19 protein-coding genes are annotated in these 19,659 nt (G+C 72.2%); 10 read left to right on the top strand and 9 right to left on the bottom strand.

The features are described 5' to 3' along the window. Positions 1–88 precede the first annotated feature (88 nt). From hemE to hemQ, 3 genes are read left to right on the top strand one after another with little or no spacing between them, the layout of a single operon-like run. Entirely contained in the window at positions 89–1,186 is a 1,098-nt protein-coding gene (gene hemE, locus ACWDVW_RS04215) for a uroporphyrinogen decarboxylase (RefSeq protein WP_449944583.1), read from the top strand. A 6-nt stretch (positions 1,187–1,192) separates the two neighbouring features. Further along, entirely contained in the window at positions 1,193–2,602 is a 1,410-nt protein-coding gene (hemG, locus tag ACWDVW_RS04220; protein ID WP_449944586.1) for a protoporphyrinogen oxidase, read from the top strand. Further along, a complete protein-coding gene (gene hemQ / locus ACWDVW_RS04225) occupies positions 2,599–3,300 on the top strand; it encodes a hydrogen peroxide-dependent heme synthase (protein ID WP_131057853.1) in 702 nt (233 codons plus the stop codon). The genes hemG and hemQ overlap by 4 nt, the downstream gene beginning before the upstream one ends. Positions 3,301–3,524: 224 nt before the next feature. Here the strand turns inward: hemQ and ACWDVW_RS04230 are convergent, their stop codons facing one another. The 3 genes from ACWDVW_RS04230 to ACWDVW_RS04240 all read right to left on the bottom strand — a co-directional run bounded on the left by ACWDVW_RS04230 (position 3,525) and on the right by ACWDVW_RS04240 (position 5,684). Continuing rightward, a complete protein-coding gene (locus ACWDVW_RS04230; protein WP_449944589.1) occupies positions 3,525–4,628 on the bottom strand; it encodes a lytic polysaccharide monooxygenase auxiliary activity family 9 protein in 1,104 nt (367 codons plus the stop codon). A 177-nt stretch (positions 4,629–4,805) separates the two neighbouring features. After that, positions 4,806–5,246 (bottom strand): GNAT family N-acetyltransferase, encoded by a 441-nt coding sequence (locus ACWDVW_RS04235; RefSeq protein ID WP_449944592.1) that lies wholly within the window; start codon positions 5,244–5,246, stop codon positions 4,806–4,808. A gap of 177 nt (positions 5,247–5,423) precedes the next feature. Then, positions 5,424–5,684, bottom strand: coding sequence for a Prokaryotic metallothionein (locus ACWDVW_RS04240; protein ID WP_131057241.1), 261 nt, complete (start codon positions 5,682–5,684; stop codon positions 5,424–5,426). 206 nt (positions 5,685–5,890) lie between these two features. Here ACWDVW_RS04240 and ACWDVW_RS04245 point away from each other — a divergent pair, with 206 nt between their 5' ends. From ACWDVW_RS04245 to ACWDVW_RS04255, 3 genes are all read left to right on the top strand, one after another. Next, positions 5,891–6,166, top strand: a complete 276-nt coding sequence (locus tag ACWDVW_RS04245) for an isoamylase early set domain-containing protein (RefSeq protein WP_449944595.1) — start codon at positions 5,891–5,893, stop codon at positions 6,164–6,166. A 103-nt stretch (positions 6,167–6,269) separates the two neighbouring features. Next, entirely contained in the window at positions 6,270–7,016 is a 747-nt protein-coding gene (locus ACWDVW_RS04250; protein WP_449944597.1) for a lytic polysaccharide monooxygenase, read from the top strand. Between the two features lie 104 nt (positions 7,017–7,120). Then, complete coding sequence (locus ACWDVW_RS04255; RefSeq protein ID WP_449944599.1) at positions 7,121–7,729, top strand: DUF305 domain-containing protein; 609 nt, start codon at positions 7,121–7,123, stop codon at positions 7,727–7,729. Between the two features lie 456 nt (positions 7,730–8,185). Here the strand turns inward: ACWDVW_RS04255 and msrB are convergent, their stop codons facing one another. Continuing rightward, positions 8,186–8,596 (bottom strand): peptide-methionine (R)-S-oxide reductase MsrB, encoded by a 411-nt coding sequence (gene msrB / locus ACWDVW_RS04260; protein ID WP_449944602.1) that lies wholly within the window; start codon positions 8,594–8,596, stop codon positions 8,186–8,188. 47 nt (positions 8,597–8,643) lie between these two features. Between msrB and ligD the strand changes: the two genes are divergently transcribed. Beyond that, on the top strand, positions 8,644–9,669 hold the full coding sequence (gene ligD / locus ACWDVW_RS04265) for a non-homologous end-joining DNA ligase (RefSeq protein WP_449944604.1): 1,026 nt from the start codon (positions 8,644–8,646) through the stop codon (positions 9,667–9,669). Between the two features lie 613 nt (positions 9,670–10,282). Here the strand turns inward: ligD and ACWDVW_RS04270 are convergent. The 4 genes from ACWDVW_RS04270 to ACWDVW_RS04285 form a co-directional block, all read right to left on the bottom strand. Beyond that, positions 10,283–10,735 (bottom strand): N-acetyltransferase family protein, encoded by a 453-nt coding sequence (locus ACWDVW_RS04270; RefSeq protein WP_449944607.1) that lies wholly within the window; start codon positions 10,733–10,735, stop codon positions 10,283–10,285. 48 nt (positions 10,736–10,783) lie between these two features. After that, positions 10,784–11,290, bottom strand: coding sequence for a hypothetical protein (locus ACWDVW_RS04275; protein ID WP_449944610.1), 507 nt, complete (start codon positions 11,288–11,290; stop codon positions 10,784–10,786). A gap of 139 nt (positions 11,291–11,429) precedes the next feature. Then, positions 11,430–12,998: an alpha/beta hydrolase gene (locus tag ACWDVW_RS04280; RefSeq protein ID WP_449944876.1), complete on the bottom strand. Its 1,569-nt coding sequence runs from the start codon at positions 12,996–12,998 to the stop codon at positions 11,430–11,432. A 72-nt stretch (positions 12,999–13,070) separates the two neighbouring features. Beyond that, the gene (locus tag ACWDVW_RS04285; RefSeq protein ID WP_449944612.1) at positions 13,071–14,177 is read right to left on the bottom strand and encodes an ATP-dependent DNA ligase; all 1,107 of its coding nucleotides are present in this window, start codon (positions 14,175–14,177) and stop codon (positions 13,071–13,073) included. A gap of 135 nt (positions 14,178–14,312) precedes the next feature. Here ACWDVW_RS04285 and ACWDVW_RS04290 point away from each other — a divergent pair, with 135 nt between their 5' ends. Then, positions 14,313–14,525, top strand: a complete 213-nt coding sequence (locus tag ACWDVW_RS04290; protein WP_449944615.1) for a hypothetical protein — start codon at positions 14,313–14,315, stop codon at positions 14,523–14,525. Between the two features lie 5 nt (positions 14,526–14,530). Here the strand turns inward: ACWDVW_RS04290 and ACWDVW_RS04295 are convergent, their stop codons facing one another. Further along, positions 14,531–15,448 (bottom strand): DNA-3-methyladenine glycosylase family protein, encoded by a 918-nt coding sequence (locus ACWDVW_RS04295; protein WP_449944618.1) that lies wholly within the window; start codon positions 15,446–15,448, stop codon positions 14,531–14,533. Positions 15,449–15,918: 470 nt separating this feature from the next. Here ACWDVW_RS04295 and ACWDVW_RS04300 point away from each other — a divergent pair, with 470 nt between their 5' ends. Together ACWDVW_RS04300 and ACWDVW_RS04305 are read left to right on the top strand one after the other, a co-directional pair. Beyond that, entirely contained in the window at positions 15,919–17,880 is a 1,962-nt protein-coding gene (locus ACWDVW_RS04300; RefSeq protein WP_449944621.1) for a stealth family protein, read from the top strand. Then, positions 17,877–19,646 (top strand): stealth conserved region 3 domain-containing protein, encoded by a 1,770-nt coding sequence (locus tag ACWDVW_RS04305; protein WP_449944623.1) that lies wholly within the window; start codon positions 17,877–17,879, stop codon positions 19,644–19,646. The genes ACWDVW_RS04300 and ACWDVW_RS04305 overlap by 4 nt, the downstream gene beginning before the upstream one ends. The last annotated feature ends 13 nt before the right edge of the window (positions 19,647–19,659 follow it).

The following is a 19,659-nucleotide window of genomic DNA, read 5'->3' on the forward strand; positions in this document are numbered from 1 at the left end:
CAGGCGTTAGTAGGGGTCCCTTCCTTTCACGTCACAATGCCGGCGGTGGGCGCGGAGTGGGGATCGGGCGCGTGGCACGATTGCCGCGATGGCCACCGACACCACGGGCGACGCTGCCCGAGACGACGTAACCCGCCCCGACGGGCCGGCCGACTCGCCCTTCGTGCGGGCGTGCCGCCGCCAGTCCGTCCCGCACACTCCGGTCTGGTTCATGCGCCAGGCCGGTCGCTCGCTGCCCGAGTATCGGGAGATCCGGGCCAACGTGGCGATGCTGGAGTCCTGCCGCCGCCCCGAGTTGGTCACCGAGATCACCCTCCAGCCGGTACGCCGGCACAACGTGGACGCGGCGATCCTGTTCAGCGACATCGTGGTGCCGGTCGCCGCCGCCGGGGTCGACCTGGACATCGTGCCCGGGACCGGCCCGGTGGTGGCCGAACCGGTACGCACCGCCGCCGACGTCGAGCGGATCCGCCTGATCGACCGCAGCGACGTCGGGTACGTCGACGAGGCGGTCCGGATGCTGGTCAAGGAGCTGGGCGACACGCCGCTGATCGGCTTCGCCGGTGCCCCGTTCACGCTCGCCAGCTATCTGGTCGAGGGCGGACCGTCGCGGACCCACGCCAAGACCAAGGCACTGATGTACGGCGAGCCCGACCTGTGGCACGCGCTGGCCGGCCGGCTGGCCGAGGTGACGTCGGCGTTCCTGCGCGTGCAGATCGAGGCCGGCGTCTCCGCCGTGCAGCTCTTCGACTCCTGGGCCGGCGCGCTCTCCGAGGCCGACTACCGCCGCTTCGTGCTGCCCCACTCGACGGCCGTGCTCAGCGGGCTGGCCGACGCCGGTGTACCGCGCATCCACTTCGGGGTGGGCACCGCCGAGCTGCTCGGCGCGATGGGCGAGGCCGGGGCCGACGTCGTCGGCGTGGACTGGCGTACGCCGCTGAACGTCGCGACCGGCCGGATCGGGCCGGACAAGGCCGTGCAGGGCAACCTCGACCCGTGCCTGCTGTTCGCCCCGTGGCCGGTGATCAAGGCCGAGGTGCGCCGGATCCTCGACGAGGGCCGGGCCACCCCCGGGCACGTGTTCAACCTCGGCCACGGCGTGCTGCCGGAGACCGACCCGGAGGTGCTGACCCGGGTGGTCGCGCTGGTCCACGAGCTTTCCGCCCGGTCCGCCGACCGGGACTGACGAGCCATGGCGACGCGGTGGCGGGTGGCGGTGGTCGGCGGCGGCATCACCGGGCTGGCCGCCGCGCTGCGGTTGCGCGACCGCGCCCCCGAGGGCACCGAGATCACCGTGTACGAGCAGTCCGGCGCGCTCGGTGGCAAGCTGTGCACCGGCGAGCTGGCCGGTGGGCCGGTGGAGTTCGGCGCCGAGTCGTTCCTGATGCGTGACCCGGCCGGCGGCGAGTCGGCCGCGGTGACCCTGGTCCGCCGGCTCGGGCTGGCCGACCGGATCGTGCACCCGACCGTCGGGCAGGCCGCCCTCGCCGTCGACGGCGGGCTGCGCCCGATCCCGGGCGGGACGCTGGTGGGCGTACCCGGTGATCTGGCGAAGGTGGCGGCGGTGGCCCGGCCGACGCCGGAGGCCGACCGGGACGGCGGTCGACCGCTGCTCGGCCCGGACGAGGACGTCGCCGTCGGCGCGCTGGTCCGGACCCGCTTCGGCGACGACGTGGTGGACCGGCTGGTCGACCCGATGCTCGGCGGTGTGTACGCCGGGCGTGCCGACGACCTGTCGCTGGCCACCACCATGCCGGCGCTGGCCCGGGCCGCCCGGGTGGAACACACGCTGCTCGGAGCGGTACGCGCGGCGCAGGCCGCCACCCCGCGCGCCCCCGGCGAGCCGGTCTTCGGCACCCTCGCCGGCGGACTGGGCACCCTGGTCGACGCCGCCGCGACGGCCGCCGGGGCGACCGTCCGGCGCAACGCGGCGGTCCGCGAACTGACCCCGGTCGGCCCCGGCTGGCGGCTCACCGTCGGACCCACCCGCGACCCGGAGCACGTCGAGGTCGACGCGGTGGTGCTGGCCGTGCCGGCCCGCCCGGCGGCCCGGCTGCTCGCCGAACCGGTCGCCGAGGTGGCGGCGCGGATCGGCGAGTTGGACTATGCCAGCGTCGCCCTGGTCACCCTGGCCCTGCCGGAGCCGGCGCTGCCGGCGCTCTCCGGCTTCCTGGTGCCCGGCACCGAGGGCCTGCTGATCAAGGCGTCCACCTTCTTCACCACCAAGTGGGGACACCTGCGCCGGTCCGACGGGGTGGCCCTGGTCCGCGCCTCGGTGGGCCGCTACCGCGACGAGGCCCAACTCCAGCGCCCCGACCAGGACCTCGCCGCCACCGTGCACCGGGAACTGTCGGCGGTGCTCGACACCCCGCTGCCCGCCCCGGTCGACGGACACGTGCAGCGCTGGGGCGGCGCGTTGCCGCAGTACACCCCCGGTCATCTCGACCGGGTGGCCGCCGCGCGGGCCGCGCTGCGGGCGACACATCCGACGCTGGCGCTGGCCGGCGCGGGCTACGACGGCGTCGGCATTCCGGTCTGCGTCCGCTCCGGCGAGACGGCGGCCGAAGAGATCATCACAGCACTGGAGGGATCGGGCAGATGACCGAGCAGAGCAACGCGGCCCGGCTGCGGGAACTCAACGACACCATCCGCTACACGATGTGGTCGGTGTTCCGGGCCAGCGCGCCGCTGCCGTCGCTGCGCGACAACGTCACCGGCGAGGTCGAGTCGCTGATCGAGGAGTTGGCCGGCAAGGACGTGGTGGTGCGCGGCACGTACGACGTGTCCGGTCTGCGCGCCGACGCCGACCTGATGATCTGGTGGCACTCTTCGTCCAGCGACGACCTCCAGGACGCGTACCTGCGACTGCGGCGGACCGCGCTGGGTCGGGCGCTGACCCCGGTCTGGTCGCAGATGGCCCTGCACCGGCCGGCCGAGTTCAACAAGAGCCACATCCCGGCGTTCCTGGCCGGCGAGGAGGCCCGCGCCTACCTGTGCGTCTACCCGTTCGTCCGCTCGTACGACTGGTACCTGCTGCCCGACGCCGAGCGGCGCGAACTGCTCGCCGAGCACGGCAAGATGGCCCGGGGCTACCCGGACGTACGCGCCAACACGGTCGCCTCGTTCGCGCTCGGCGACTACGAGTGGATGCTGGCCTTCGAGGCCGACGAGCTGCACCGGATCGTCGACCTGATGCGTGACCTGCGCGGCTCGCGGGCGCGCCTGCACGTCCGCGAGGAGGTGCCGTTCTACACCGGCCGCCGTCGCCCGATCGCCGACATCGTCTCCGCGCTCGCCTGAGTTGCTGGGCTGAGGTGTTGGGCTGAGTTGTTGGGCTGAGGTGTAAGGAGGGGTCCCCTGCTAACGCCTCGTGCATAGCAGGGGTCCCCTGCTAACACCCGCGCCGACGCGCGGCGGCACCGCTCGACGCGCGGCGGGCACCGGTCGGCGCGCGGCGGCACCGGTCGACGCGACGAGCCGGGCGGGGCCGCGCCCGAGGGAGGTAGGCGCGGCCCCGCTCGGGGTCAGGTGGTCGCCGTGCAGGTCAGCGTCGGCGCGCTCGACCCGCTTCCGGAGGCTAGGAAGCCGAAGGTGGTGCTCGCCCCGGCTCCGAGACCGCCGTTGTAGCTGACGTTCTGGGCGGTCACCGTCGAACCGCTGGAACTGACGGTGGCGTTCCACGCCTGGCTGACCTGCTGTCCGCTGGCGTACGTCCAGGTCACCCGCCAACTCCGGATGGCCGCGCTGCCCGCGGTCACCTGCACCTCACCCTGGAAACCACCGGACCAGGTCGAGGTGACCCGGTACGTCGCCGCGCAGGCGCCCGCCACCGGCGGTGCGGTGGTCGTCGGCGGCGTGGTGGGCGGGTCGAAGGTCGGCGTCGGCGTCGGCGAGGCCGGCGGCGTGGTCGGGGGCGGCGTGGTGGGCGGCGGCGTGGTGCCGCCACCGAACTGCACGTCGCTGCAGATGTAGTACGACTGGTCCGTGTGGCTGGCCTGCCAGACGGTGAACAGCACGTGCCGTCCGCTGCGTCCCGGCGCGTTCACCGGGATCTCGGTGGACACCCCGCCGGTCTCCGGCTGCCACCGCGAGGCCGGGGTGTTGCCGATCTGGCCGACCAGTTCCAGGTCCGACCAGGCCAGGGGCTTGGTCAGTGCGTCGTAGCCCTGCCGGGTCGCGTACACCCGGATGTAGTCGGCACCGTGGCTGGCCTGGTCGAAGAACTTGAGCCGGAAGCTGTTGGCCACGGAGGTGGTCCGCCAGGCGCCGACCGCGTCCAACGCGTTGTAGCGCCCGCTCTCGGTACGGCCGCCAGAGCAGAGCTGGCCGTTCGGGATGGCGCCCTGGTGGTTGCCGGCCACCCCCTCGCGGAACAGGCCGTTCCAGTTCCACATGGCGTTCGGGTTGGCCTGCCAGGCCTGCCAGCACATCGGGTCCTCGGTGGCCATCCGCGGGTTCTGGAAGTCACCGCCCCAGCGCTGCCAGCAGCCGTAGTTGCGGGAGACCGGGTTGGCCACGGAACCGTGGGCGGAGACCGGAGCGACCAGCGCCGTGGAGAGCAGCAGCATGGCACCGGCCGCCACACCCAACAGCGACAGTGCCCGTGATTTTCGGATTAGCTTGGACATGGAGCCCCCAGGGGGAGTCGTCGGGATCGCGACATCGCCCGGATCGCTCGGGAGTTGCCTCTCCCGGCCTGATCACGTTGCCCTGGCTTCGCCCGAAGAATGGCACACACCATCGCCACTGGTCAATGCGGAAGTGGTGTCGGTCGTGCTCGTGGGCGGAGTAGGTAGTGAAGCGGTTCAGCTCGTGCGGCGCATCGGGGTGTGCGAAATGCCGTCCTCGACGTACTCCGGCCCGCTGACCGTGAAGCCGTACCGGGCGTAGAGCGCCACCAGGTGCGACTGGGCGTCCAGCACGCAGGGCCGGTCACCGATCCGGTCCAGCGCCTCCGTCATCAGCCGCCCGGCGTGCCCGCCGCCGCGCGCCGCCGGGGCCACCACCACTCGTCCGATCCTGGCGACGCCGTCCGGGTCGGCGAGAATCCGCAGGTACGCGACGGGGGCGCCGTCGTGGGCGAGCCAGAGGTGCCAGGTGCCCGGTTCGACGTCCCGCCCGTCGAGTTCCGGGTACGGGCACTGCTGCTCGACCACGAACACGTCGGCGCGCAGGCGTACCAGGTCGTGAAAGGTTCGGGCGTCCAGGTCGGCGAAGCGCGCGACCCGCAGTTCGGTGCTCGACACCCGGCCAGGTTAGGCCGTGCCCGGCCGCGTGTAAGGAGGGGTCCCCTGCTAACGCCTCGTGCATAGCAGGGGACCCCTGCTAACACGCGGGCCGCGCGCACCTCGCGGAGCTGCGCACCTCGCGGGACGCCAGGCGGGGGAGCGATCAGGCGGGGGAGCGATCAGGCGGGGGAGCGATCAGGCGGGGCGGGCGCCGACGGCGTCGCGGATCTCGGCGCCCTGCTCGGTCTCCACGGCCCGGGCGCAGTGCCCGCAGCAGAAGAAGCGGCCGGAGACCTCCACGCCGTGCCCGAGGATCTTGACGCCGCAGTGCTCGCAGATCGGGGCCAGCTTGTGGCTGGCGCACTCGAAGCTGTCGAACGTGTGCACGTCGCCGCTGACCGTACGCACCTCGAACGCCAGCCAGTAGTCGTTACCGCAGACCTCACAGGTGGCCACGACGGATCCCTCCATTTAGAAACCTTTTGTGTAATTTGACCCCATATCGCGCCGGCTCGACGAGAAATCGCGGCGACTCGTCCGGTCGGTCCGGCGTGTCGGCTGCGCGCGTCGCCCGTTGTACGAGGTGACCTGGCCGAGCGTGGGCGATCCGGTGGAGCCGGCGGGTGGCGCTGGCGTCCCGGTGATCGTGGACCGGAGGAAACATGATCAAGCGCAGTCGACTCTTCGGCAGTCAGACCCGTGTCACCTTCTGCCTGCCCCGGGACTCTCCGCCGGGCGTGGTGAGCGTGGTCGGCTGCTTCAACGAGTGGCAGCCCGGCCGGCACGAGTTGGTCACGCGACGCGACGGCACCCGGACGGTGACCGTCCGCCTCGGTCCGGGTCGATACCGCTTCCGCTATCTCGCCACGGGTGGGCTGTGGTTCGACGACGAGTCGGCCGACCGGATCGACGAGCGAGGGAGCCTGCTGGTCCTCTGATGTTCGGAGCGTGCGTTTTATCGATAGTGGTCTTTACTGTTAACAAGGTTTAAATTATGTTGGTGGCACCTCACCAGGCAACATGCCGAAAGGGAGTGCCGCCATGCGTCGAAGAATCACCCTCCCGCTCGTCGCCGCCGGGGCCATGGTCTCCACCCTGGCCGTCGCCACCCCGGCCCAGGCCCACGGCTACGTCTCGTCGCCGCCGAGCCGCCAGGCGCTCTGCGCCCAGAACCGCGTCCCGGACTGCGGCCAGATCCGCTGGGAGCCGCAGAGCGTGGAAGGCCCCAAGGGACTGCGCAACTGCCACGCCAACATCTCCCACTTCGCCGTCCTCAACGACGACAACCGGGGCTGGCCCGCCACCTCGGTCGGCACCACGGTGACCTTCACCTGGGTCAACACCGCGCAGCACGCCACCCGCGACTGGGAGTACTTCATCGGCAACAGCCGGGTCGCGGTGTTCAGCGGCGGCAATCGCCAGCCGGGTCCGACCGTCTCGCACACGGTCAACCTGTCCGGCTACTCGGGCCGCCAGAAGCTCCTCGCCGTGTGGAACATCTCGGACACCGCCAACGCCTTCTACTCCTGCGTCGACCTACAGATCGGCGGCGGCAGCGGCAACCCCACGCCGAGCCCGAGCCCGACCACCCCGCCGGCACCGTCGCCGACCCCGACGACCGGCCCGACCACCAACCCGCCGGCCGGGGGCACCTGGACCGCCGGCCGCGCCTACGCCGTCGGCGACCAGGTCACCTACGGCGGGCGCACGTACCGCTGCCGGCAGGCGCACACCGCCATCGCCGGATGGGAGCCGCCGAACGTACCGGCGCTGTGGACCCAGGTCTGACCAGCGTGAGGTGCGGTCGGGCCCGGCCCGCACCGCACCTCGCGCCGGCTCCCCACCCGGCGGTACGCGCCGCCGCGTCCCGCCTGCGACACCACCGGCCTGCCGTGCGGTCCGCCGCGTCGCGTCGCTGGCGTACCGCACTGCCCGCCCTGCTCGTCGTGCTGCTCGCCGCCGGATGCGGCGGCTCGTCCGTGCCGGCTGCGGACCACACGCCGAGCGGTACGCCGTCAGCGGTCGCGGCACCGGAAACGCCGCCCGCCGCGACCGAGATGACCGGCATCGACCTGCTGTTCCTGTCGATGATGGCCGGGCACACCGAGCAGACCCTGGAGATCGTCCGGCTGGTCCGGGACCGGCTGGTCGACGGTGAGCTACGGACCCTGGTGGCCGCCGTCGAGGTGACCGAGACCGACGAGCTGGCCGACGCCCGTGCCTGGTTGGCGCAGGCCGGACGTACCGCGCGGGCCGACGACCACGCCGGGCACGGCACCGGCCCGGACCAACTGGCCCGGTTGCGCGACGCCGCACCCGGCCAGGTCGACGTGGTCCTGGTCGAGGTGCTCGGCGCCCATCAGCAGGCCGCCGCCGACCTGGCCCGGGCGCATCTCGCCGCCGGCACCGACGAGCGGGTACGCGACCTCGCCCGGCGCGTCGCCCAGTCGCGTACCGCCCAGGTGGCGATGCTGACGGCGCGCCCGGCAGCCGACGGCTGACCCGGACCCGGCGGGGCCCGACGGCTGGCCCGGACCTGGCGGGGCCCGACGGCTGGCCCGGACCTGGCGGGGCCCGACGGCTGGCCCGGACCTGGCGGGGCCCGACGGCTGGCCCGGACGCGGCCCGGCGCCTGCCCGGGACCGGGCTTGGTCGGCAGCTGGTCGGCACCCTGGCCAGGGCTGACTCGGCTTGGTTCGCCGTCTGATGGCACCCGGCTCGGGGCGGGGGCTGGTCGAGACCCGGCTCGGGGCGGGGGCTGGTCGAGACCCGGCTTGGGCTGTGGCCCGACCGGGATCCGGCTTCGAATGAGGTCTGCCGGGGGCCGGGCTTCGGCCGACGGCTGGTCGGCACACCGGCCTGGCCGACGTCTGACCGCTAGGAGGACCGGGTCGACGGGGGCCGCCACGCGGCGTGGCCCGGCGGTGGCGCCGCCGGGCCGGGGGAGCGCTCGGTTGTCAGGCGGTGCTGGGGTCCAGGCGGATGGAGAGCGAGTTGACGCAGTGCCGGGTGTTCTTCGGGGTGAAGCCCTCGCCCCGGAAGACGTGCCCCAGGTGGCTGTCGCAGCGGGCGCAGCGGATCTCGACCCGCCGCATGCCGTGGCTGTCGTCCTCGATCTCGGTGATCGCGCCCGGGATGGCGTCGTCGAAGCTCGGCCAGCCGCAGTGCGAGTCGAACTTGGTGTCGCTCGGGTACAGCTCCGCGCCGCAGGCACGGCAGCGGTACATCCCCGGCGTCTTGGTGTCGACGTACTCTCCGGTCCACGCCCGTTCGGTGCCGGCCTCGCGCAGCACCCGGAACTCCTCGGGGCTGAGCCGGACCCGCCACTCGTCCTCGGTGCGGGGCAGTTCGCTGTCGGGAAGACTCACCGGACAACCGTACGTCGAAGGTCGGACCCATCGCATATGGTCGCGCCATGGCAGGTGCGAAGGCTGCGGCCGAGGAGATCGAGGTCGCCGGGCACACGGTCCGGCTGTCCAGCCCGGATCGGGTGATCTTCCCCGAGCGCGGCTTCACGAAGGCCGACGTCTTCCACTACTACCGCAGCGTCGGCGACGGCATCATGCGGGCGCTGGGCGACCGCCCGACGACCCTGCAACGCTTCCCGGACGGCATCGAGGGCGAGATGTTCTTCCAGAAGCGGGTGCCGACGCGAGGCGTGCCGCCCTGGGTGCGTACCGCCGAGATCAGCTTCCCCAGCGGACGCAAGGCCGCGGAGCTGTGCCCGGCGGACCTCGCCCATGTGGCCTGGGCCGCGCAGATGGGCACGGTGGTGTTCCACCCCTGGCCGGTACGCGCCGCCGACGTGGACCGCCCCGACGAGTTGCGCGTCGACCTCGACCCGCAGCCCGGCACCGACTTCGCCCACGCGGCCACCGCCGCCGTCGAGCTGCGCGCGCTCCTCGACGAGCTGGGGGTGCCCGGCTGGCCGAAGACGTCCGGCGGCCGGGGCGTGCACGTCTACCTGCGCATCCAGCCGCGCTGGAGCTTCGTCGAGGTACGCCGGGCCACCATCGCCCTGGCCCGGGAACTCGCTCGCCGCCGCCCCGAGCTGGTCACCACCGCTTGGTGGAAGGAGGAACGCGGCGAGCGCGTCTTCGTCGACTACAACCAGATGGCCCGGGACCGCACCATCGCGTGCGCGTACTCGTTGCGGGCCAACGCCCGGGCCACCGTCTCCACCCCGGTCACCTGGGACGAACTGCCCGACGTCGACCCGGACGACTTCGACCTGCGTACCGTGCCGAAGCGGTTGGCCGAGCGCGGCGACCCGCACGCCGGCATCGACGACGCCGGGTGGGACATCACCCCGCTGCTGGAGTGGGCCGAGCGGGACGCCGCAGCCGGCGAAGGCGACCTGCCGTACCCGCCGGACCACCCGAAGATGCCCGGCGAACCCAAGCGGGTCCAACCCTCCAAGGACCGCGACCGTCCCCGCTGACGGCGACCGTCCCCGCTGACGGCGACCGTCTCCGCTGATGGCGACCATGGCGACCGTCTCCGCTGACCGCGACCCGTCGCGTCGCCGGGCTCTGCGTCGTCGGTTGCGGCGCGTTCCGCGTGACCATGCCCGGACGCCGGACGCCGGACGCCGGACGCCGGACGCCGGACGCCGGACGCCGGACGCCGGACGCCGGACGCCGGACGCCGGACGCCGGACGCCGGGTGCGGCGCGTTCGCGAGGCCGTGCGGGACGCCGGGTGCGGCGCGTTCGGCAAGATCACGCTCGATCCGGGATCGAGTGGCCTCATAGCGCGACGAGACCACTCGATCCTGGATCGAGCGTGATGTTCGTCGGGTGGCAGCCCGATACTCGGCAGGCCGGGACATGCGGGGCTACCTCAGGTTGGAGGCCACGTGCAGGTGACCGGCCTGTGTCTTGGGTGTCCGGGAGAACACTCGGGGCCTGATCCACGGATCGGGTCTGGGCGTCCGCAGTATCTGCCGCTGTTCACGGCGGGCCAGTCGATCGGGGTGTCGTCGAGGCTCACGGGTCTCTGGGCGGCTGTGACGTGGACGGTTCAGGCCGCCGGGATCCTCGGTCGAGGCGAGGGTCAGAGACTGAGCTTCATGCCCTCGTGGCTCGGGACGAAGCCGAGGCCGAGATAGAAACGGTGCGCGTCGTGGCGGCTCTTGTCGGTGGTGAGCTGCACCAGCCCGCAGCCGCGCTGCCGAGCCCGGTCGATCGCCCAGGTCATCATCAGGCGGCCCACGCCCCGCCCGCGCTGGTCCGAGCGGATCCGTACCGCCTCGATCAACAGTCGCTCCGTGCCGTGCCGGCCGAGCCCCGGGATGAAGGTGAGCTGCATGCATCCCAGCACCTCACCCTCGGCCTCGGCGACGACGAGGTGGTTACGCGGGTCGGCACTGATGTCGGCGAACGCCTTCTCGTACGTGGCGTCGACCTCCCCGACGTCCCGGGTACGCCCCAACACGTCGTCGGCGAGCAGATCGAGGACGGCGGGCAGGTCGGCCCGGACCGCCTCCCGGAAGAACGCGTCGCTCATCCCGCGAGCGTCCCACAGCGGCGCGAACCGATGCGCGGCGGAGCGGCGTCAGCCGTCGTTGTGACGGGTGACGTCCTGCAACACCGAGATCGGGGCGCCGGCGGCTCCGCACTCGGCCGGCATGGGTGGCAGGTGGCCCGGCGGCTCGTCCTCGGTACGCGGCGCCTCGAAGTGTCCGCCGCTGCCCTCGACGCGATCGCCCACGACGATCGCGCCGACCCCAGGCACGTGCACACCGACCCGTCCGTCGTCGAGGATCGTGGTTCCCGGTGGCCAGACCGCGACCGCTCCGGGACCTGTCTCGTCCCGCAGGATCAGGCAACCGCCGTCGCCCACGGCTACCCGGCCGTGCATCGCCGCGAGGAAGGCGTACGTGGCGCCGGCGACCAGGGTCCGGTAACCGTCACCGTCCAGAACCCGGCCTCTCTCGACCGTCGGGGCAGGTGGCGTCGGGGACTGGGCTGACGAGGCGTCGGTGGGTGTCGGAGGGGCACCGGAGGAGCAGCCAGCCAGCGTCAGCAGCAGCCCCACAACGAGGACATCGATCCGTAGCACCAGCCCATTAGACCGCTATGCCCACTCTTGTCCTCGGGGACATGCCGGTCGCCCTCGCGGAGCGGTCGGTCGCCGTGTGCGCCGCGCCGGAGCCTGATCGCGCTGCTTGAGGTGACCGCCAACGTTCCTGGACACCGCACTAGCGGGCTGGGCAGCGCAGGCCTTCGGCGGGCAGCGTCAGATCGATCAGGTACGCGTCGACGGCCTCGGTGATGCAGGGGGTCTGCGGGTACGCGGTGTGCCCCTCGCCCTCCCAGGTCAGCACGCGTCCGACGCCGAGCATCTCGGCCAGGGCCGGGGTCTGCTCGTAGGGGGTGGCCGGGTCGCCGGTGGTGCCGATGACCAGGATGGGTGGGGAGCCGGCGGCGCGGCCGGTGGGGTAGGGGTCGGTGCCGCCGGGCCATTCGGTGCAGGAGATCAGGCCGGTGGCGAGCGCCGGACCGAACAGCGGGTACTGCGTACGCCACTGGGACTGCAACTGGCGGATGCGCTCCAGGCTGGGGCGTTCCTCGTCGTCGGCGCAGTTGATCGCGGTGTTGGCGTCGAAGAGGTTGGTGTAGCGGCCGTTCTCGTCGCGGTCGGTGTAGTTGTCGGCGAGCTGGAACACCGCGTCGGGGTTGCCCTTGTCCAACTGGTCGATGGCGCGGGCGAGTTGCCGCCAGCCGGTCTCGTTGTACAGCGACGAGATGACCGCGTAGAAGACCCAGCCGGCGGTGGCCTCACGGCCGTCGGCGGAGCGGACGGGGGAGGACGTGGCCTTGTCGATGGCGGAAACGACCGCGGCCCGGGCGTCGGGGGCGATCGGGCAGTTGGCGGCGTTGGCCGCGCACCACCGGCCGAAGTTGTCGAAGGCGCGCTCGAAGCCTCTGGCCTGGCTCTCCGAGCCGGCGATGAGATTCTGTCGGGGGTCGACCGCGCCGTCGAGCACCAGCGCCCGCACCCGCTGCGGGAAGAGTTGGGCGTACGTGGCGCCGAGCAGCGTGCCGTAGGAGTACCCGAGGTAGGTCATCTTGTCGTCGCCGACCGCCGCGCGGATCGCGTCCATGTCCCGGGCGGTCTGCTCGGTGGAGTAGAGCTTGAGCTGGTCGCCGTACTTGTCGCCGCAGCCCTGGCCGATCCGCTTGGCCATGGTGACGAAGACGTCGAACTTCTCCTGGCTCTCCGGGTCGGGGTCGTAGCCGAAGACGCCGTCCAGGTCGGCGTCGGAGATGCACTCGACGGGGCTGGACCGGGCCACGCCGCGCGGGTCGAAGCCGATGATGTCGAACCGTTGCATGATGCTGTCGGGCAGGCCGCCGAACTGCTCGCCGAAGGAGAGGTAGACGGCGGTGTCCACGCCCGAGCCGCCCGGGCCGCCCGGGTTGATCAGCAGTGAGCCGATGCGGTCGCGCTGGTTGTCGGAGCGGACCCGCAACAGGGCGATCTCGAAGGTCTCGTCGGCGCCGGGACCGGTGGTGGCGCCGGTGCCGCCGGCCCAGTCGCGCGGCACCTGGATGCGGGCGCAGTCGTACCGGACGCCGGGGGCGCGACGTCCGATCAGGTCGTCGGGCACCTCGGGGCAGGCCCGCCAGTCGGGTGCCGTGCCGGGCGGGGCAGCCGACTCCTGCGCGTCGACCTCGGCGCGCGGTGCGAAGGCCGGCACTGTGCAACCGGCGGTGACGAGTACGGCGGCGGTCAGGCCGGCCAGGGTGAGCCGCCGGCGGCGGATCCGGTCGGAAGTACGGGTCACGAGTCGGGCCTCCGTGATCGGGTCGACGGCCGCGGGTCGGTCGGGCGCGAGTCAGTCGGGCGCGGATCCCACCGGCACCGCCGGGTCGCCCCGCAGGACCTGGTCGACGTCGAACCGCACCGGCCGGTCGAGTTGATCGTATCGGCAGGAGCGCGGGTCGCGGTCGGGCCGCCAGCGGACGAACCGCGCGGTGTGCCGGAACCGGTCACCCTCCATCGCGTCGTACGCCACCTCGACCACCAGCTCCGGACGGACCGGCTCCCATTCCAGGTTCTTGGTGCCGGTCCACCGGCTGACCCCGCCCGGGATGCGCTGGCCCCGCTCGTGGTCGCCGTGCACCCACGGGTGCTCGGCGCCGACGTCACGGTAGGGCGCCAACTCCTCCAGCAGCTCGGCCCGCCGGGCCATGGTGAACGAGGCGCTCACCCCGACGTGGTGCAGCACACCCGCGTCGTCGTAGAGCCCGAGCAGCAGCGAACCCACCACCGGGCCGGACTTGTGCCACCGGAACCCGGCCACCACCGCGTCGGCGGTACGCGCGTGCTTGACCTTGAACATCAGCCGCTTGCCCGGCTCGTACGGCAGGTCGGCCGGCTTGGCGATCAGCCCGTCCAGCCCGGCGCCCTCGAACACGTCGAACCAGCGGCGGGCGGTGTCCGCGTCGGTGGTGACCTGGGTGACGTGCACCGGTGGCCGTACCCCGGCCAACGCCTGCTCCAGCCGGGCGCGGCGGGTCGGGTAGGGCGCGTCGAGCAGGCTCTCGCCGTCCAGCGCCAGCAGGTCGAAGGCGACGAAGTCGGCCGGGGTCGTCTCGGCCAGCAGTTTCACCCGCGACGCCGCCGGGTGGATGCGCTGGGCCAGCAGCTCGAAGTCCAGCCGGGGCTGCCCGCTCGGCCCGTCCCGGCGGATCACGATCAGCTCGCCGTCGACCGCGCAGCGCTCCGGCAGCTGCCGACGGGCCTGCTCCACCACCTCGGGGAAGTAGCGGGTCATCGTCTTGCCGCCCCGGCTGGCCAGCTCCACCTCGTCGCCATCCCGGAAGACGATGCAGCGGAAGCCGTCCCACTTGGGCTCGTAGGTCATCCCCCGCGCGGTCGGGATCGACGCGACGCTGCGCGCCAGCATCGGCTCCACCGGCGGGTTGATCGGCAGGTCCACGGCGCCAGTCAACCAGACGGCACCGACAGCGGTGAGGCAGATCACGGGCGTGCCGTGGGCGCGGTGTCCGCCCGTACGCCCTGCCGTGCCACCCGGGCGAATCAGGAAACCGCAGGTCAGGGCTACTTTCGCGGAGTGCCGGAGTGGGTGTGCGGGTGCTGCGGGCGGTGGCGGGTCAGCGTCGAGCTGATCCGGCAGCGGTACGTGTACCGGCTGGTGCACCACTATCCGTCGCATTTCGGCGGGGGCAAGAACGTCCTCGGCGAGGTGGGCTCGGTGCCCGAGCTGGCGGAACTGCTGCTGAGGCGTACCCCGGTCAGCCTGGCCGACCTGCGCGAAGCCGCCTGATCCGTTCAGAAGCGGGCGAAGGAGCGGATCGGCGCGCGGGGGCCGAACTTCGGCGCCTGGACGCCGGCGATCTCCAGCAGCCGGCAGACCCGACCCCGGTGTCCCCGGAACGGTTCGAGTAGCTCCAACAGCCGGGCGTCGTCCCCACGCGGCTCACCGGCCAGCGCCCAGGCGACCGTGTTCGGCACGTGGAAGTCGCCGACGCTGACCGCGTCCGCGTCGCCGTACGCCACGCGTACCACCTCGGCGGCGGTCCAGACGCCGATGCCGGCGACGGCGGTCAACCGGCGGGTGGCCTCGGCGGCGTCCGCGCAGCGCTCCAGCCGGTCGGCGACGGCGGCGGCCCGGCGCAGTGTCTCGGCCCGGCGCTGTTCGACGCCGAACGGGTGGAACACCCAGTACGGGGTGGCCGCGACGGCGGCCGGCTCGGGCGGCAGCAGCAGCGACACCGGCCCCGGCGCCGGTTCGGCGAAGTGGCGGACGGTGGCGGCGTACGCCCGGTACGCCTCCTTGCCGGTCACCTTCTGCTCGAAGACGGCCCGGAGCACCCGGGGGAAGACCAGGCCGGTGGCGGGCATCCGCACCCCGGCGTGTCGGGCGGCGAGTCGCGCCACCACGGGGTGCGACCGGGCCAGGTCGGCGAAGCCGGTGAGGTCGTCGCGCAGCCCGGCGATGGCGTCGGCGTGCGCGACCACCCAGTCGCCACCCGGCCCGTACCCGTCGGCCCGCAGCTCGCCCCCGATCTCGTGCAGGGCCAGGGTGGCGGGTCCGACCGGCGTACGGGTCGCCCACCAGAGGGTGCCGTCGACGATCCGGGCGCAGGGGTCGTACGGGCTGAAGGTGAGCGGCCGGATCGAGGCGGCCAGCCGGTAGCCGGGTGGCGGGCACAGCGTCCGGCTCGCGGTCGGCGCGGTCCCGGTCACCACCCCACTCTGCCACCCGCCCGGCGAGCCGGTGCAGCGCGGTCGGGGTGTTCCTCGTTTGCGATGCCGAAACCAATCAATAACCGTCCGTTCTGCAACCGTCTACCTGAACGGCCAGGATTCTTCGGTCAAATCCCCCTAGATGCTGATGTAACCAGCGCGATCATGAGGGTTCGGTGACGCCATCACGGATTCATCGCTGTCGTGCCCCTACGCCCCGCTGCTATGGTCCGATTCGCGCGGCACCCGTCCCGTCCACACCGGATGTGAGTGCACAGTCGGGGGAGGCCGAATGGTCAGTTTCCGGTCACCGAGTCGCGTATCACGGGGAGCTTTTCCGAAAGGCACAAGAGATGTCTGCTGGAACGGTGATTCAGCCGGGGTGGCGCGGAGCCGCCGTCTCGTCACATGCGTTCTCACACTGACGTGGACGCCCACACCATGACCCGCCGAACTCGACGGCGGGTCCGATGATCGCTCTGCGCGTTTACCGACTGCTGCCAGCCGCCGCCCGGCGCCGCCTGCTGCGGCTGCTGCCCGAGCACCGGCGGATCGGTGTCGTCCGCACCCTCACCCGACCTCGCGGTGGCGAGACCGTGCATCCGGTCGGAGCCAGGGTGGCGGTCACCGAGGACGGGATCCGCACACAGGCCGAGGTCGTCGCGGCGGCCACACCGTTGCAGATGTGGCACCGCAACCTGACCGCCGTCACCTCCATGTTGGAGTCCGCCGGCATCGACTACCACTGCGTCCGCAACGACGACCACCTGCGCAGCACGGTGGCGATCCTGGACGACAAGCGGCACGTGGTACGCGAGCTGGTCGGCTCCGCGCCGGAACTGTCGGGAGCCCACGTCCGTGTCGTCGAGGTCCGACCCGAACGCCACCAGCCGGACCTGGCGCCGACCGAGGTGATCCAGGTGTGGTTCCCGGTGACGGATGTCCGGGCCGGTGTGGTGCTGGGCGCGGAGTTCGCCTGCGAGATCGAGCTGTGGACCTGCGTCGGCGACGTGGTCCGGGCGCCCCGACACAACGCGGTGATCGACGAGGCTCCGGCGGCCGCCGAACCGGTCCGGGTGGCGGCGGCACTGCTGAGCCACTTCGTGCCCGAGGCCGACGACCACACCTACGGCACCCGCCAAGACCTCGTCGTCCGCGCTCCGGACCGGGTCGGGTTCCCGATCGACGCGGTCTTCACCTGGGTGGACGGCTCGGACCCGGAGTGGTTGGCGCGCAAGCAGGCGGCGCTGGGCACGCCCGGCGACGAGGTGCACGCCATCGCCGCGAACACCTCGCGCTACCACAACCGGGACGAGTTGCGGTACGCCATGCGGGCGCTGTACACCTTCGCCCCCTGGCTGCGGAAGATCTTCGTGGTCACCGACAGTCAACTGCCGAGCTGGCTCGACCCGACCCACCCGATGATCACCGTGGTCCCGCACACCGATCTCTTCGCCGACCTCGGTGGCCTGTCGTCGTTCAACTCGCACGCCATCGAATCCCGGCTGCACCGGATCGACGGCCTGGCCGAACACTTCCTCTATTTCAACGACGACGTATTCCTGGGGCGTCCGCTGCTGCCCACGCATTTCTTCCACGCCAACGGCATCGCGAAGTTCTTCCCGTCCCCGGCGCAGTTCGGTCTCGGCGCGGCGAAACCCACCGACCCCCCGGTGAACGCCGCCGGGAAGAACAACCGCCGGCACATTCAGCGGCAGTTCGGGGTGACCATCACGCAGAAGATGAAGCACACTCCGTTCGCCCTGCGGCGCAGCATCCTCTATCAGATCGAGGAGATGCTCCTGGCGGACGTCACCGCCACCGCGCAGCACCGGTTCCGTCACCACGAGGACCTGTCGATCCCGTCGTCGCTGCATCAGTACTGGGCATACCTGACCGGGCAGGCCGTGCCCGGCGACATCGAGTACGAGTACGCCGACCTCGGCCACGCGTCCACCCCCGCCCGCCTCGCCGAGCTGCTGAGCCGTCGCCACCGCGACGTGTTCTGCCTCAACGACACCGACTCGGACCCACGGACGTTCGCCGAGCAGGAGCGGATGCTGGCCGACTTCCTGCCGCGCTACCTGCCCTTCCCCGCGCCGTTCGAACTGCCCGAGGACGAGGTGGTGGAGCGGCGGAAGCGCAGTGCCAGCGCCCTGTGGTGCGACCGGACCAGTGACCGGACCGATGGACAGGTGGACGCGGAGACGACGCCGTCGCTGCGGATCGGCAGGCAGGTGGACGCGACCACGGTGCCCACACTCCCGGTCGAGCCCCGACCGGACGAGCCCCGACCGGACGCGCCCACCCTGCCGTCGGGCCGAGCCGCCGGGCGCGTCGACCGCAGGTCCGTCGGTCTGCCGGCGGAGCCGGAGTCCGCTTCGCCGTCGTCGATCGGCCCCAGCGGCAGCACAGAGGAGCGCGGCTCGTGACCGAGTCCAGGCGAGTCCCGTCCGAAGAGATCCCCAAGGCGGTGGCCGAGCCGTCGGGTTTCGTGGAGGTCTATCGGCGGGTGCTGAGCAAGCAGACCCGTCGCGCCATCGCGAAGAGGGTCAGCCCGCGTACCCGGCACCAGCTCAAGCAGTGGGTGGCGCGTGCCACCGGGGACAGCCGTACCGCCGGTCGGCGGGGGGAACGGTTGGCGCGTCGGCAGCCGGAGCTGCTGGCCGGCGCGGATCGGGCGGTGGTCGTCGCCGACCAGGCGCCCCGGATCGCCCAGGTGGCGGCGACCGTCACCCCGGCGCAGGTACGGCGTCAGAACCTGACGGCGGTGACGGCTGCGCTCGACGAGGCCGGCGTCGCGTACTTCCGGGTCCGTGGTGCCTCCCACCGGGCGTCGGTGGTCGCGGTCGACGCGGCGGACCGGGAACGGGCGTACACCGCTCTGGCCGGCGCCTGCGAGCGGATGCCCGGCTACGTCACCGTGCTGTCCGGCGGCAGGCCGGGTCTGCTCGCCCCCGGGTTCGAGGCGAAGACCTGGCGGCGTGTCGTGGACGCCTCGGTGCTGCGGCTGACCTGGTACTGGACCGATCCCCGGCACCGGTTGGTGCTGGGTCAGGCGTACGGGTGCGAGGTGGAGTTCTGGACCCGGCAGGGTGCCGTGCTCGTCGCGCCCCGCCCGAACCGGGTGACGGCCGAGGTGGACGCCGAGGGGCCCCCGGTCGTGGTGTCCGAGGCGCTGTTCACCGGGCTGGAGCCGGCGAGCACCACGGCGACCGCCCGGACCCGGTCCCCGTTCGCCGGTCCGCGCCCCTTCGACGTCACGTTCCCGGTCGACGTGGTCTACACCTGGGTGGACGGCACCGACCCCGACTGGCTGCGGCGCCGCGCCGAGGTGACCGGAGTGCCTTACCACAGCGAGGCGGCGAACCCGGCGCGCTTCCTCAGCCGGGACGAACTGCGGTACTCACTGCGCTCGCTGCACCTGTACGCGCCCTGGGTGCGCAACGTCTATCTGGTGACCGACGACCAGGTGCCGCCGTGGTTGGCGCGGTCCGCGCCGGGGATCCGGGTGGTCAGCCACCGGGCCGTCTTCGCCGACCCGTCGGTGCTGCCGACCTACAACTCGCACGCCATCGAGAGCCAACTGCACCACATCGACGGGCTCTCCGAGCACTTCCTCTACTTCAACGACGACGTGTTCCTCGGTACCGAGGTGCTGCCCTCGGACTTCTTCCTCGCCAACGGCATCTCCCGGTTCTTCCCGTCACCGGCGCTGGTGCCGCCCGGAGCGGCGACCGCCGAGGACATCCCGTCCTCGGCGGCGGGGAAGAACAACCGTGCCCTGATCACCGAGCGCTTCGGGACCGTGCTGACGCAGAAGATGAAGCACATGCCGCACGCACTGCGGCGCAGCGTGTTGTACGAGATCGAGGAGAACTTCGCCGGACCGCACGGCCTGACCGCAGGCGCTCGCTTCCGCAGCATGACGGACATCTCGATCGCCTCGTCGCTGCACCACTACTACGCGTTCCACACCGGTCGGGCGGTGCCGGGGGACCTGCGGTACGCCATCGCCGAACTGTCCCACCCGGACACTCCCGCCCGGCTCGCGTACCTGCTGGCCCGCCGGGACCGGCAGGTGTTCTGTCTGAACGACGCCTTCTCCACCGAGGAGGACCTGGCCGACCAGCTCAAGGTCGTCACCCCGTTCCTGGACACCTACTTCCCGGTGCCCAGCCCGTGGGAGAACGGCTGAGAGACGACCGTGG

The organism is Micromonospora sp. NPDC003241 (assembly GCF_053589795.1).